Genomic DNA, 13,738 nt, shown 5'->3' with positions numbered 1-13,738 from the left:
GCAAACCAAAATATCTTTTTAGACTAAATTTAATTTTTTAAATACATAGGTTTTGCCCAACTTTCTTGCTGAAATTCACCAAAATGCAGACTTTTTATTTTGCTAATCATTCAAAATTTCGTATACTAAAGCTACATTAACTGATGAATTATTCATCATAGCTGAGAGGAGTCAAACATATGCATTGGATTTGGGTTTTAATCGTTGGCGCCATCATCGGTGCGATTGCTGGGTCAATTACCAGCCATGGGAAGTCAATGGGGTGCGCCGCTAACATCGTCGCTGGTCTGGTTGGTTCTTCACTAGGAGAAGCCTTATTAGGCGATTTCGGACCTCAAGTCGCTGGAATGGCACTAATTCCTTCCATCATTGGGGCAGTGATCATTGTCTGGATCGTCGCCTTCTTTGTTAATAAAATGGACTGAGTTAACTGAAATCAAATTATGCCCCTGATATTAATTACAGCTGCTAGCTGCCTTTTTTCATTTTTAGTCGCTACACAAGCAGGCTCATTAGAGTCCACTTACGTAGCGACTTTTTAGATCCACTAAAACATTTTCCTAGTTTTCCCTCAACACAAAAAACAGTCCCAACCCCTTTAATTCAAGGAATAAGAACTGTTCTTTGATCATTATTTTTCTATGCTAAATCTTCGCCATTAGTCTGAATTACCTTTTGGTACCAGTAGAATGAATCTTTGCGATAACGTTTTAGACTTCCTCGACCTTCATCATCTTGATCAACATAAATGAAACCATAGCGTTTGGACATTTCTGAGGTTCCGGCACTTATTAAATCAATTGGTGCCCAAGAGGTGTATCCCATTAGATCAACTCCATCTTGAACTGCTTCTTTCATCTGTAAAATATGCTTGCGCAGATAATCAATCCGATATGAATCATGGACCTGACTGTCTTCAGTTAACTTGTCGAGTGCACCCAGCCCGTTTTCAACAACAAAAAGTGGTACACGATAACGGTCCCAGAAAGCGTTAAGCGTAATTCTTAACCCAATTGGATCAATTTGCCAACCCCAGTCACTAGTTTCAAGATACGGATTTTTTCCGCCAAAGGTTAGGTTTCCACTTGTTTGTTCAGCATCTTTTGAAGCCGAAGTTACTGTCGACATATAGTAGCTAAACGACAAGTAATCCACTGTCCCTGCAGCCAGTAATTTCTCATCGCCTGGCTCCATGTTAATTTCCACATTATGTTCAGCAAAATAACGGTTCATATATTCTGGATATTCACCTCTGACCTGAACATCAGTGAAAAAGAGATTTTGTTGGTCCTGGAATTGTGACTCACGGACATCTTTTGGATCTGGTGTTAGCGGATAGTTTTGCATCCGCGCTAACATACAGCCAATTTTTGCCGTTGGATCAATTTCATGGCACTGCTTAACGGCGATAGCACTAGCAACAAACTGGTGGTGCACAGCCTGATATTCTAACTGCAGTTTCTCATCAGCTGATAAATTATCCTCAATTGCTCCAGTAGAAGTAAAGCCCCAGGTCCCTGCATTGATTTCGTTAAAAGTCATCCAATATTTAACTTTCCCACGATATCTCTCAAAAACGACTTTGGTGTATCTGGTAAAGTCCTCAATTGTTTTCCGACTGGCCCATCCATTACGCTGAACTGTCAAATTAAGGGGCATTTCATAATGTGACAACGTTACAACGGGTTCGATATTGTATTTGGCACATTCCGCAAAAACACGGTCATAAAATTCCAAACCCTTTTCATTTGGTTCTTGATCATCACCATTCGGAAAAATTCGCGCCCAAGCAATCGATAAACGATAAGCTTTAAAGCCCATCTCTGCTAATAACTTAATATCTTCTTGATAATGATGGTAAAAATCAACCCCACGCCGCTTCGGATAATTTTCGGTCCCATGATCTGCCATAGCCTCAGCAATTGTTGCCTTGGTTACTTGATTCATCGCCATCGCATTTTGCCGGTCAGTTGCTTTTCTCACCACTTCAGCAGTAGTCATACCTTTACCATCTACGTCCCAGGCACCTTCAATCTGATTTGCTGCCGTTGCTCCACCCCATAAAAATCCTTGTGGAAAACCTGTTGGTATATTTTTTGTATACATTTGCTCCATCCTTTCATAAAGCGCTTTAATTATTTTAATTCTAACAAATTATCTTCTGCTGAGATCAAACCTTTTTTCAAATAATTTACTTCATGATATTTAGTTGAGTTAGTCACAATCATTGGTGTTGTTAATTCATAACCTGCTGCGGTAATTGCTGCCACATCAAATTCAATTAATGGCTGTCCAGCTTGGATCTTCTGCCCTTTTTCAACTAAAGTTTTAAAGCTTTTTCCATTTAATTCAACGGTATCCATCCCGATGTGCAACAGGATTTCCGCACCATGCTGAAATTTAGTTTTGAGTCCTAAAACTCAACAAACAAAAACTCCTGGCTAGTTCGACCCGGTTTTATAAGTAAACCTCGTCGAACTAATCAGGAGTTTTCTGTGATCTTTTTTAATTATGAATTACTTAGCTTCAAGGTTAGCTTGTTCTTGAGCTAACAATTTCTTGTCGTAGATCCGTGCAAATGGGTAGTAAACTAATCCAGCAGCGATCACGTTGACAACGGCCAAGATAACTGATCTCCAGTCACCACCAGTACCAAGGAAGGCCCCGATACCAACAGGTGATGGCCATGGCATCTGTGCAATAATTTGACTAGTAATTCCCAGTTTGATTGACCAGTATGTTAATGATGAAGTTACAACTGGTGCTAACATAAATGGAATTGACAAGTATGGATTATACACAACAGGTGCACCGAAGATGATCGGTTCGTTAATGTTAAAGAAGGCTGGTGCTAACGCAACCCGACCCAGAGTCTTTAACTGTGCTGATTTGGCAAAGAATGACATGAAGAAAACTAAGCCCAAAGTTGCACCAGAACCACCAATAATAACAAACATGTTGTTAAATTCACCAGCAAAGATCATGTGAGCACCATGAGCGTTCAAAGTCAGGTTGTTCAAAGTGATTGGTGTAATCAAAGCCCCAATAATATTGGCACCATGGATACCCAAGACCCACAGTAAGGAAATCAACAGTTCGATGACAACCACACCTAACCAACTATTGGTTAAGTTAGTAACGAAACCGAATGGCATTGCGATCACGTTGTAAATATCAGTATGCATAGCAATCAAAATACCGTCGATCAATAAGACTACAAATGCAATCACAAAAGTTGGAATCAAAGCAGTAAAGGCATTCGCAACACCTGATGGAACTTGTTCTGGCATTCTGATGACCCAATTCTTTTGTACGATGATTTGATAAATCTTAACTGCTAGCAAGGCCATGATGATCCCAGTAAAGATCCCACCAGTTCCTAAGCGGTCAAGACCACCAGCACCGTTTCTCCAACCATTGAGCACGATTCCTGAATCATTGTTAACGTTTAATAATTTAAACAAACCGCCCTTAATGACTAATTCTGGAATTGTCATAAAGAAAGCAAAAACAGCTAACAAAGCACCGTTAACAGGATCAAGGGCAACTTTAGCTTCATCACGGATGATCCGGGTATATTCATAACCGATCACGATCGTGAAGTAAAGTGCTAAGATTCCCATTGTTGTTTGATTAGCGATCATATATAAATCGGTAATTTTGACAAATGTGGCGTTAAAGAAGCCGGTTAAGCTGGTAAAAACAGTTGGTAAAATATTTAAGACCAAGAACATGGACCCAACGATCGTAAATGGAATACTTGCTAAACCTGCGGCCATGATTGCCCGGACGATTCGAGTTGAAGCAATTTTTCCCATTGGTCCCATGAGTTTATCGTTTAAAAACTTCATGAACTTATTATCTTCACCCATAATTATTTCTCCTTTTTGAACGTCGTCTTTCGTGACGTTTAGTGTAAAAGTCAGCTCAATGTCGAACAGTGATGGCGGTTACATTTAACTACTAAAAAATAAGCTGTTGCTCAATAACTGAACTTCTCATGTAGTCCACCACTATCTAGGACTGAACTGGCTGATCTAAAGATATGATATAATAGCTCTTACTTTGCGCTTAGTTTGCGTCCTCCTCCCGCCTAAATTAAAGCGCTTTAATTCCTACACCTAAAGTATAATATGTTGGTACCATTTTTACAAGTGCCTTTCAATTTTTTATTAATTTTTTCTTATTGAACACTTTTTTAGCGGAGTAAACAATCAATTGTAATTCAAAAAGACCTATCAGCATTTTCGCTAATAGGCCTTTTTATTTGGGTCTAACAACTGTCAGAGATAAAATCCAATCATGCTACCGGTCGATCGCGTCGTTGTATTCCTGCATTCGCTTCAGGTAACGATCCCGGTCATTTTCAATCTGGTTAATACGTCTTTCCATATACAGACACAACAGAATCCCAACTGCCAATAAGGCAATGATCAATGTTTTTCCTTTAGCTGACATAAACGGATAGAAGCTAGTAAATAACGGTGTGGCACAAATCACCAATAAGCCGACATTTACTACTAATTGCAACCAAAAATAAGCTTTCGAAAGCGGCAGTTTGTTAGACGTATCGTGCAATTTTTTAAAGTGTTCCCAAATTACCGGTAAAATCGCTAGTATCAGTACTACTGGAAAAAACAACGTCCACTGATGTACGAAGATCAATAAGACCAGCCAATAGATATTCAGGAAAAATAAAAATGCCACAACATATCTAAATAGCAAAAAGCGGTTAAAAGACATCGTCTCCTTACTCTGCTTTTTTTGATTTTCCTCTGCTCTCTTTAAATCTTGTGCTTTCTTGTCAGTCATTTTTTGTCCTCAACTTCTCTTTTATCCAATTTATTTTCTGGTCGATTTAACAATTACTCTGATAAATCAGCACCGTTTGTTTTAATTACTTTTTGATACCAATAAAACGAATCTTTCCGTGAGCGAGCTAGGCTGCCATTACCATCATCGTCTTTATCAACGTAGATAAAACCGTAACGTTTAGACATTTGCCCTGTTCCAGCAGAAACTAAATCGATGCAGCCCCATGGAGTATAACCCATCAGGTCCACGCCATCTAAAGTGACTGCCTTTCTAACTTCTTCTAAATGTTTACGCAAATAGTCGATCCGGTATGGATCATGAATTTCTCCGTTTGCTTCAACTTGATCAACGGCACCCAAACCATTTTCAACAATAAAGAGCGGCAAGTGATAACGGTCAGTTAAGTCATTCAAGCCATAACGTAACCCAATTGGGTCAATTGGCCAGTCCCAGTCACTGCTTTCCAGATATGGATTTTCAACTACAATATCCATTGGGTCAGTGATCTGATCAACATCACCCTTTTTGGCGCTAACCGTCATTGATTGATAATAGCTAAAGCCAACATAATCAACTGTGCCTTCTTTTAAGACGATCCGGTCTTCCTCTGTAATATCTGGTCTAAAACCGCGGCGTTGAATATAAGTTTCAACTTCTCGTGGGTATTCACCCCAGACCTGAACGTCTGAGAACCAGAAGCGCCGTTGGTTGACCCGTTGTGCCATTAAGACATCAGCTGGCGCAGACGAAGCAGGGTAAGCAGGAGTATAGTTGATCATTGTCCCAATCATGAAATCAGGGTTGATCCTCTTTCCTTCTTTAACGGCCAACGCACTCGCAACAACCTCATAATGGGCAGCTTGATACATTTCTGCTTCATTGTCGCTATCGTTGTCTAATAGTAAGCCAGAGTTAGTTGCCATTGAAAAATCATTATTAAATGCTGCCTGATTGTCAATTTCATTAAAGGTCATCCAATATTTGACCTGGTTACGATAACGTTTAAAACATGTTGTCGCAAAACGAACAAAGAAATCGATCGTTTTCCGGTTACCAAAACCATGATACTTTTCAACTAAATGCCATGGCATTTCAAAATGAGCTAAGGTAACTACTGGTTCGATCCCATACTTATGACATTCAGCAAATAAATCATCATAAAATTTCAGACCCGCTTCATTTGGTTCAGCTTCGTCACCATTAGGAAAAATCCGTGTCCACGCAATTGAAGTTCTAAAGCACTTGAAGCCCATCTCAGCAAACAAAGCGATATCTTCTTTATAATGTCCATAAAAGTCAATTGCATCATGATTTGGATAGTTCTTACCAGCAACAACACCCTTGGTAATTTCACGGGGAACCCCGTTTTCGCCAGCTGTCATCACATCTGCGACAGAGACACCTTTACCGCCTGCTTGCCAAGCACCTTCAAGCTGGTGAGCAGCGACAGCGCCGCCCCACAGAAAACCTGCTGGAAATGAATTTTCAACCATTATTCCACTCTCCTCATTCTGATTAAAGTTTAAGTAAAACGCTTTCCACCAAAATTATAACTTATTGGTACAACTTCGTCAATGGCAGACAAGATTAAGCCTTAGCTCGCTGGCGTTGTGCGTTTAATCCCGCTTCGATCGTCACTAAGATCACTAAAAACAAGCCGAACAGCCCTATAGTTACTAACAAAGTCTGCCCGTAATCCAATAACCGGCCCCATTTAAGTTGAATTCCCAGTTGCTCCGCCAACTCTTGGCGAACATTAGCGGGAAATAACTTTTCCAGGTCATTTTTCAAAAATAACTGACGAAATAAAGCTGCAACATAGGCACCAGGTGTAAATTTAACGACCCATTGCGCCGCTTCAGGCAAGACTCCGATCGGAATATAGGCACCTACTAAAAAGCCAGAAACCGTCCCAACAATTGTAGAAATAGCACTTAAAGTACTCCGATTACGCACAAAAAGAATGAGAACAGCATTAACAACTGCATTTACTCCGGCGCCTAACAACATTATTCCGACCAGTGCGCCAAAATTGAAGTCCGTCAGTTGTAAATCGTCCACTAAGTGAAAATAAAGATACATTACGGCAAACACGATCATTTGCATCACAAAACCCACAAAAGCAGCACTCAAAAGATAGCCGCCATTCAACTTAAAGCTGCTGATTCCAGTTAACGTAAAATCTTGGGAAGTTTTAGTTTCGTAGTCCTCTGTTTTTTGACTTAAAACTGAAAGTGTGGTGGTAATGCCTGTGATGGCAAGGGTTCCACTAATTAACCAGCAGTCTAAAAACTGAGTATGTCCCGGGAAATTATCTCCCATAATGTTATCTTTTAAGAACGCAACGTATAAAATAAAAGAAATTAATGCTCCTAATAATGAAAAAAGACTTCTGATTTATTTCGGAAATATAGTAGTAAATTACGGTAACACAGAGTTAGCATTTTAGTGCATCTCCTTTCCCGTTAAGGCAATGAATGCATCATCTAACGTTCCTTCCCGGTATTCAAAATGTTGTAGTTCCGACTGGACCGCTAACAAACACTGAATAGCTTGCTGGGTACTTACTGGATTAACCAGTAGCTGCTGATCTGTTATTACGACTGGCTCAAGTTCTTCCGGTATCAATCGTTTTAAAGTCTCCGAGTCCGTTCCTTCTAACACCAGTTGATTTTTAGCGTAACGCTGCTTTAAAGAAGTCGCTGAACCATGCGCGATCAACTGACCTTGGTCAATAATAAAAATCATTTCGGATTGATCTGCTTCCTCTAAATAATGAGTTGTCAAAACAATAGTCAAGTTGTCTTGTTGTCTCAACTCGCCTAAGACTTGCCAAATTGCTTGTCTAGTCTGAATATCTAGTCCGGCTGTCGGCTCATCTAAAAATAAGATTTCCGGCTGTCCCAATAAGGCACGAGCGATATCAACGCGTCTCCTTTGTCCGCCTGATAAACGACCATAGCGTTTCTTGGCAAACTCGCTGACACCCAGTCTTTTCATCACCGTTAAAATTTCAGCTTGATCTTTGGTACCCGTCATTTTCTGCCGCACTTGCAGGTTTTCTTTAACCGATAATTCAGCGTCTAAAACACTATTTTGAAAAACAACGCCAATTCTAGGTTTTGAGTTTTGATAAGTGATCGTTCCACTGCTTGGCCGTAATAATCCTAACAACATTGCGATCGTAGTCGACTTCCCCGCTCCATTCGGTCCTAAAATTGCGGTAAAACTACCTTCTTCAATCTTCAAATCTAGTGAAGCAACTGCAGTTTGTTGACCAAAGTTCTTGGTTAGACCTTTAGTTTCCAGATATATTTCAGTCCCTCCGATCCATGTAGCCTACTTATCCCACGTCCGTCGATTATTAATTTTTGTTTTAGCCGCCACCAATTTTAGTGGATCGACATTCAATTGTTCACACATAAAAAAAGTGTAGGTCAACACATCAGCTAGTTCTTCTTCCAAATGTGCTCTTTTTTCCGGCGTTAACGGTGTATCTTCTGACTGCCACTGAAAAATTTCTAACACTTCAGCGGCTTCTAAATCTAACGATAACGCCAGGTCTTTCAAATTATGAAATGGTGCCCACCCTTGGTTCTGCCGAAAATCGCGTAACTGCTGCAGCACCGTTTGATACTGTTCTGATGTTTGTTGATCAATTTGTAAATTGCGATTTGAACCATCCTGCTCTAAATTATGTATTTTCCCCATTACTTCCACTTCTTTCTCTACTTTTCATCTTTATTTTAGCCTATAATCTCAACGAAGTCGTTAAATTCGAACCGGAATTCGATAAATAAAAAGCATCACCATGTTTTAACAAACTTTAACATGGTGATGCTCTATTAATTTTTAGATAATCGCTAAAACAGCGAAGTTAATGATAAATAGCAATGACACGATCCAAATCAACGGATGAACCTGCTTGCCTTTGCCCAAAACCGTTTTAACTAATGTGTAGAAAATAAAGCCAAAAGCGATCCCGTAAGTAATGTTGTAAGTGTAAGCCATGACGATCGAGGCCATAAAGGCTGGAATGGCTTCTTCTAAGTCTTTCCAAGGAATATCGCTAAAGTTACTCATCATCATCACACCCACCATGATCAATGATGGGGCAACTGCGACAGATGGGATAATCGATAAGAACGGTGATAAGAAAGCACTCAAGATAAACATCACTGCAACAGTTACACTAGTTAGACCAGTCCGACCGCCAGCACCGATCCCGGCAGAACTTTCAACGTAAGCAGTAATATTTGAAGTACCAAATAATGAACCAACACCAGTTGCAATGGAATCAGCAAACAAAGCCTTATCCAACTTAGACTTGAAACCTGGTTGTTGTTCTAAGGCCAATTCTTCTTCACCAGAGAAGATCCCTGTTTGGCGACCTGTTCCAATAAAAGTTCCCAGTGAGTCAAAAGTATCTGACAAACTAAAGGACAAAATTGTCACTAATACTAATGGGATCCGGTGTGCATCAGTAAACAAACTACCCATTCCTTGTGAACCAAAGGCAGCTAAAAATGTATTCTTTAGTTCTGCAACTGAAGCACCAAATGAGTATGCTCCTGAAAGATGCAAATCAGTCACGCCCATTGGGATGCCAATCACAGTTGTCAGCAAGATCCCAACTAAAAGTGCAGCTGGAACTTTTTTAACCAATAAAATAACTGTTAGGATGATTCCAATCACTGCCAAGTTGACCTGAGGATTGTTAAAGTTGCTCAAGGCTGGAACGATTCCGCCGCCAGAAACAACGCCAGAGATACCATGGGCAAAATGTTCCTTAGCTGCAGAAAATGGTTGGTTATTAATGCTTAAAATATCACCAGCATTAGTTGTGAATTGAACTAAGCCCGCGTTTTTGATCCCAATATAAGCAATAAAACAACCGATCCCACCGCTGATCGCAATTTGCAGATTAGCTGGAATTGCAGAAATCAACATTTTACGGATCTTAGTCACGGTGATCAAAATATTAACAATCCCGCAAAAGAAGACTAGTGCCAAAGCTTCTTGCCAGCGGAACCCTAAACTCATTACCACTGTATATGTAAAAAATGCATTCAAACCGATTCCGGGTGCTAGAGCATAAGGAACATTGGCAAATAATCCCATGATCAGCGTCCCGACTACTGAAGCAATAATTGTTGCTAAAAAGGCAGCTTGTCCTGGGATTCCTGCTTGATTCAAGACTCCTGGAACAACAAACAAAGCATATGACATTGCAAAAAATGTAGTTAATCCCGCACTAATTTCTGTCCCAACAGTAGTCCCTGATTTTTTTAACTGGAAAAAATGATCCACACTTACTTCCTCCTATATTACGAACTTTAACATAAGCAAAGGTCTAATAGTTCGCATTTATGATATGGTTAATTGTAGCACGATTTTCAGAAATAAGCACAAAAAAATCACACTTTTTGCAAATTTTTCATGTTTTTGCCACTCAATTTGCTCAATTTCCAAAAATTAACCATAAAAAAATAGCGTAACATTCGCTTATTTCAGCTCATGTTACGCCAATCTTTAATAATCTTTTTCACGTTATCTAACCCCAAACTGCGATAATCATTCGACCAATGATCCAAACAATAGCGATTGCGACCATCCATCCAGTCCGCATCATGAAGTCCCAAAAACTACTATGGTTATTTTGATTATTCACGACGATCCTCTCCTTTAACTCCGGGTCACCCTTAATTAAGCTGTCCAAAGAAATGTGGAAGTAATCGCTAATTTCAATTAAACGCTCTGTATCCGGATAAGCTGACCCAAGTTCCCACTTAGAAATTGTTTGTCGACTAACATTCAAAATATTCGCTAAGTCATCTTGTGTTAACTGATTCTTTTCTCTTTCTTCCTTGATCCTCTGACCTAAAACTAGTGCCATGGTAAATTCCTCCTCTCTTTTCTTAACTATGCACTCTCTCACCCTAAAAGTACACTGTAATGCCCGCTAATCATTCGCGCTAGCTGCGCAACTGCTGGTTGCATTCCCTCAACAACAAGCTTTCTTCAATTTTTTCCACTAGACACCCGCAATCTTATTACGTGACAAGTCCTTTGAGTAATTAATAATTTTTGGCAAAAGTGTGGTATTATTAGACTAATCTAAGTTCACATAGGAGCTTCATACTAATGAAAAACATTAAAATTTTAACGGATTCCTCTGTTCTTTTGACTCACCAAGAAATTGAACAATATGGAATCACCATCGTACCACTGTCAATTGAAGTTAACGGTACTAATTATATTGACGGTGAAGATATCAGTCGAGAAAAACTGGTCGAATTCTTAAAAGAAGGCAGCATTCCCAAAACTAGTCAGCCTTCATTAGGCCGTTTCGTAAACGCTTATGACGAATTAGGTAAAGATGGCAGCTCAGTCATTGCCATCGTACTTTCAGACGCTTTAAGCGGCACTTTATCAGCCGCTCAGCAAGCTGCAGCAATCTCCCAGACAGATGTAACTGTCATCAACAGCAAGTCAATCGACCGTGGTGCAGCTTTTCAAGTTATCGCCGCTGCTAAAGATGTCGCTGCCGGTAAAAGCATTGAATATATTAAACTCCACTGTGCTGAAATTTGTGCTCGGACAACCGTGCATGTGATGATCGACAGTCTTGACTGCTTAGTCGCTGGTGGACGCGTTAACAAAATGCTGGGTGCCTTTACCAAGCTGGCTAACATTAAAGTGGTCGCTGAACTCAAGAATAAATCATTAGATGTTGTTTCTAAGGGAAGGAACACTAAGAGCTGGTTTAAATTCTGTGAAAAGCTCAGCCAACAGCTTAAAGATAAACAAATTCAAGCTTTAGCCTTACCCAACGTTGCTGCAGACAGTACCGCCTTGGCTAAAGTCAAAGATATTCTGATTGGCGACAACCCTACTGCTGAATTTATTGCAGAGCTTACAAGCCCAATCATCATGACACATACAGGCTTAAAAGCCATCGGAATTATTACACTAACTGCTCAGCCAGTTAACGAATCGCAAAATTAACAACTATCAAACCGTAACTAACTTTTACTAGTTGAAAGTTAGTTACGGTTTTTTGATACACAATCCCCTTTTAACCACTGATAGCAAAACATTACTCTTTCAAAAAGCTTATTTATCGCCTTTTTTCTGAAAAATAAATAAATATATTTAAAATAGTTCGTAATTTGGTGTACAATAGTAGGCGGAGTTTATGAGAAAGGGACTTGAACATGAAACAATATAAATTTTTAAAATTATCTTTAGGCTGGCAAATACTGATTGGCTTGATCCTCGGTGTGATCCTTGGCATCATCTTTTACCATAACGATTTAGCAATCACTGCCATGCAAAATATCGGTAGTATGTTTATCGGTTTAATTCAAATGATCGTTTTACCGATTGTCGTTTCTTGTCTCACGGTTGGGATCGCCAATATGGGAGACATAAAGGAATTAGGACGGATCGGCTTAAAAACCCTGATTTATTTTGAAATTTTAAGTACGATCGCTATTATCTTAGGTATGATCGTCGCTAATATCTTTCACCCTGGGACTCTGATCGATATCAAGACACTTCATGGTTCCGACATCAGTCAGTATGTTGCAACTGCTAAATCAGCTAAAAGCAATCCCGGCATTTGGGCGACCCTTTTAGGCATTATTCCTACTAATATTTTTAAGGCGTTAGCTAACGGGGACATGATGCCAGTGATCTTATTTTCCGTTTTCTTTGGTTTAGGAATTTCTGCCATCGGTGAACGTGGGAAAATTATCGTCGATTTCTTAACTGCCGTACAAGAAGTCATGTTTAAGATCACCAACTGGGTGATGAAGACTGCACCAATTGGGGTCTGTGCTTTAATTGGAGTAACCTTAGCTCGAATGGGGATCAATGCCCTATTACCATTAGGCTACTTCGTTGCAATTACTTATGTGACTATGCTGCTTTTCGTTCTGGTAGTTATGGGGATCGTAGCCAAGATATTCAAATTTAAATTAACTGACCTGTTACGTGTCATCAAAGATGAAATTATCTTAGCCTTTTCAACTGCTAGTTCAGAAGCCGTTTTGCCAAAAATGATGGAAAAAATGCAGAAGTTTGGCGTCAAACAAGGAATTGTTTCCTTTGTAATTCCAACTGGTTATACTTTTAACCTTGATGGTTCAGCAATTTATCAGTCATTAGCAGCACTCTTTTTAGCTCAAGCCTACGATATTCATCTTTCCTTAGGCCAACAGTTAACCTTACTGATCGTTTTAATGTTAACTTCCAAGGGAATGGCGGGTGTCCCTGGTGCCTCCTTCGTGGTTTTACTAGCAACCATCGCTACGATTGGTGTTCCAATGAGCGGCTTGACCTTCATTGCAGGAATTGACCGAATCGTTGATATGGGTCGAACAGCTGTCAATGTTGTTGGTAATTCACTCGCAACAGTTGTAATCGGCAAATCAGAACACGAATTTGACGAAGAAAAATCTCAAAAATATATCGCTCAATTTAAATAATCAAAAAGGGGTCTGGATCTTTCTCATCAACAAGAAAGGTCCAGACCTCTTTACTAACAATTTTTATTGGGGAATAATTTTTCCCTTAAGGCGCCAGAATTCATCGTTTGGCACACTTGTGATATTTGTATAGCTGATCAGTTGATTAAAGTCATCAACGTGAGTCACTGTATTATGGCTTTCAGCTTCTGTCCAAGTGATCATATTGAGGCCAGCAGCCAAAGAAGTGATCTCAATGTCAAAATGATTGATCGTGCCCGGAGCATAAAAGCCATCCTCAACCACAGTCACTTCCAAATGTGTCCCGTCAACAAAGTGTAATTGATACTTAGAACCTTCACCAAAATCATATAGATATGTGTTTCCAATAATATTTTGTGCTGTCATCATCATCGACCTCCATATTTTTTAACTTGAACTTATCATACACC

The 13,738-nt window shown here is 39.7% G+C and carries 13 protein-coding genes and 1 pseudogene; 3 read left to right on the top strand and 11 right to left on the bottom strand.

Annotation, left to right across the window (positions count from 1 at the left end; all coding sequences use genetic code 11):
* Nucleotides 1–179: 179 nt before the first annotated feature.
* Nucleotides 180–425, top strand: a complete 246-nt coding sequence (locus LPAF129_RS05900; RefSeq protein ID WP_244055235.1) for a GlsB/YeaQ/YmgE family stress response membrane protein — start codon at nucleotides 180–182, stop codon at nucleotides 423–425.
* Between the two features lie 214 nt (nucleotides 426–639).
* Here LPAF129_RS05900 and LPAF129_RS05895 read toward each other — a convergent pair whose 3' ends face one another.
* From LPAF129_RS05895 to LPAF129_RS05850, 10 genes and pseudogenes are all read right to left on the bottom strand, one after another.
* A complete protein-coding gene (locus LPAF129_RS05895) occupies nucleotides 640–2,106 on the bottom strand; it encodes a glycoside hydrolase family 1 protein (protein WP_244055234.1) in 1,467 nt (488 codons plus the stop codon).
* A 29-nt stretch (nucleotides 2,107–2,135) separates the two neighbouring features.
* A pseudogene (locus LPAF129_RS05890) lies at nucleotides 2,136–2,390 on the bottom strand (PTS sugar transporter subunit IIA); the annotation flags it as partial.
* A 126-nt stretch (nucleotides 2,391–2,516) separates the two neighbouring features.
* Nucleotides 2,517–3,872 (bottom strand): PTS cellobiose transporter subunit IIC, encoded by a 1,356-nt coding sequence (gene celB, locus LPAF129_RS05885; protein ID WP_244055232.1) that lies wholly within the window; start codon nucleotides 3,870–3,872, stop codon nucleotides 2,517–2,519.
* Between the two features lie 433 nt (nucleotides 3,873–4,305).
* The gene (locus LPAF129_RS05880; RefSeq protein WP_244055231.1) at nucleotides 4,306–4,812 is read right to left on the bottom strand and encodes a hypothetical protein; all 507 of its coding nucleotides are present in this window, start codon (nucleotides 4,810–4,812) and stop codon (nucleotides 4,306–4,308) included.
* A gap of 53 nt (nucleotides 4,813–4,865) precedes the next feature.
* Complete coding sequence (locus tag LPAF129_RS05875; RefSeq protein WP_244055230.1) at nucleotides 4,866–6,308, bottom strand: 6-phospho-beta-glucosidase; 1,443 nt, start codon at nucleotides 6,306–6,308, stop codon at nucleotides 4,866–4,868.
* Nucleotides 6,309–6,402: 94 nt separating this feature from the next.
* On the bottom strand, nucleotides 6,403–7,170 hold the full coding sequence (locus LPAF129_RS05870; protein ID WP_373875035.1) for an ABC transporter permease: 768 nt from the start codon (nucleotides 7,168–7,170) through the stop codon (nucleotides 6,403–6,405).
* Between the two features lie 90 nt (nucleotides 7,171–7,260).
* Entirely contained in the window at nucleotides 7,261–8,130 is an 870-nt protein-coding gene (locus LPAF129_RS05865; protein ID WP_244055259.1) for an ABC transporter ATP-binding protein, read from the bottom strand.
* A 24-nt stretch (nucleotides 8,131–8,154) separates the two neighbouring features.
* Entirely contained in the window at nucleotides 8,155–8,526 is a 372-nt protein-coding gene (locus tag LPAF129_RS05860) for a nucleotide pyrophosphohydrolase (RefSeq protein ID WP_244055228.1), read from the bottom strand.
* A gap of 141 nt (nucleotides 8,527–8,667) precedes the next feature.
* Nucleotides 8,668–10,125 carry an NCS2 family permease gene (locus LPAF129_RS05855; RefSeq protein ID WP_244055227.1) on the bottom strand — a complete coding sequence of 486 codons (1,458 nt, stop codon included), beginning with the start codon at nucleotides 10,123–10,125 and terminating at the stop codon, nucleotides 8,668–8,670.
* Nucleotides 10,126–10,369: 244 nt separating this feature from the next.
* Nucleotides 10,370–10,711, bottom strand: a complete 342-nt coding sequence (locus LPAF129_RS05850; RefSeq protein ID WP_244055226.1) for a helix-turn-helix domain-containing protein — start codon at nucleotides 10,709–10,711, stop codon at nucleotides 10,370–10,372.
* A gap of 248 nt (nucleotides 10,712–10,959) precedes the next feature.
* Between LPAF129_RS05850 and fakB the strand changes: the two genes are divergently transcribed.
* Complete coding sequence (gene fakB, locus LPAF129_RS05845; protein ID WP_244055225.1) at nucleotides 10,960–11,823, top strand: DegV family protein; 864 nt, start codon at nucleotides 10,960–10,962, stop codon at nucleotides 11,821–11,823.
* A gap of 209 nt (nucleotides 11,824–12,032) precedes the next feature.
* Nucleotides 12,033–13,307 carry a cation:dicarboxylate symporter family transporter gene (locus tag LPAF129_RS05840; RefSeq protein WP_244055224.1) on the top strand — a complete coding sequence of 425 codons (1,275 nt, stop codon included), beginning with the start codon at nucleotides 12,033–12,035 and terminating at the stop codon, nucleotides 13,305–13,307.
* A 63-nt stretch (nucleotides 13,308–13,370) separates the two neighbouring features.
* Here the strand turns inward: LPAF129_RS05840 and LPAF129_RS05835 are convergent, their stop codons facing one another.
* Nucleotides 13,371–13,697, bottom strand: a complete 327-nt coding sequence (locus tag LPAF129_RS05835) for a MoaF-related domain-containing protein (protein ID WP_244055223.1) — start codon at nucleotides 13,695–13,697, stop codon at nucleotides 13,371–13,373.
* Nucleotides 13,698–13,738 lie beyond the last annotated feature (41 nt).

The organism is Ligilactobacillus pabuli (genome assembly GCF_022836475.1).
Taxonomy (GTDB): Bacteria; Bacillota; Bacilli; order Lactobacillales; family Lactobacillaceae; genus Ligilactobacillus; species Ligilactobacillus pabuli.
Note: the sequence above shows the minus strand (reverse complement) of the source record. Positions and strands in the feature narration are given on the sequence as shown.

Coding starts and splice junctions, on each gene's coding strand:
- LPAF129_RS05900 (WP_244055235.1), top strand. CDS start 180: ATGCATTGGATTTGGGTTTTAATCGTTGGCGCCATCATCGGTGCGATT.
- LPAF129_RS05895 (WP_244055234.1), bottom strand. CDS start 2,106: ATGTATACAAAAAATATACCAACAGGTTTTCCACAAGGATTTTTATGG.
- celB (WP_244055232.1), bottom strand. CDS start 3,872: ATGGGTGAAGATAATAAGTTCATGAAGTTTTTAAACGATAAACTCATG.
- LPAF129_RS05880 (WP_244055231.1), bottom strand. CDS start 4,812: ATGACTGACAAGAAAGCACAAGATTTAAAGAGAGCAGAGGAAAATCAA.
- LPAF129_RS05875 (WP_244055230.1), bottom strand. CDS start 6,308: ATGGTTGAAAATTCATTTCCAGCAGGTTTTCTGTGGGGCGGCGCTGTC.
- LPAF129_RS05860 (WP_244055228.1), bottom strand. CDS start 8,526: ATGGGGAAAATACATAATTTAGAGCAGGATGGTTCAAATCGCAATTTA.
- LPAF129_RS05850 (WP_244055226.1), bottom strand. CDS start 10,711: ATGGCACTAGTTTTAGGTCAGAGGATCAAGGAAGAAAGAGAAAAGAAT.
- fakB (WP_244055225.1), top strand. CDS start 10,960: ATGAAAAACATTAAAATTTTAACGGATTCCTCTGTTCTTTTGACTCAC.
- LPAF129_RS05840 (WP_244055224.1), top strand. CDS start 12,033: ATGAAACAATATAAATTTTTAAAATTATCTTTAGGCTGGCAAATACTG.
- LPAF129_RS05835 (WP_244055223.1), bottom strand. CDS start 13,697: ATGATGACAGCACAAAATATTATTGGAAACACATATCTATATGATTTT.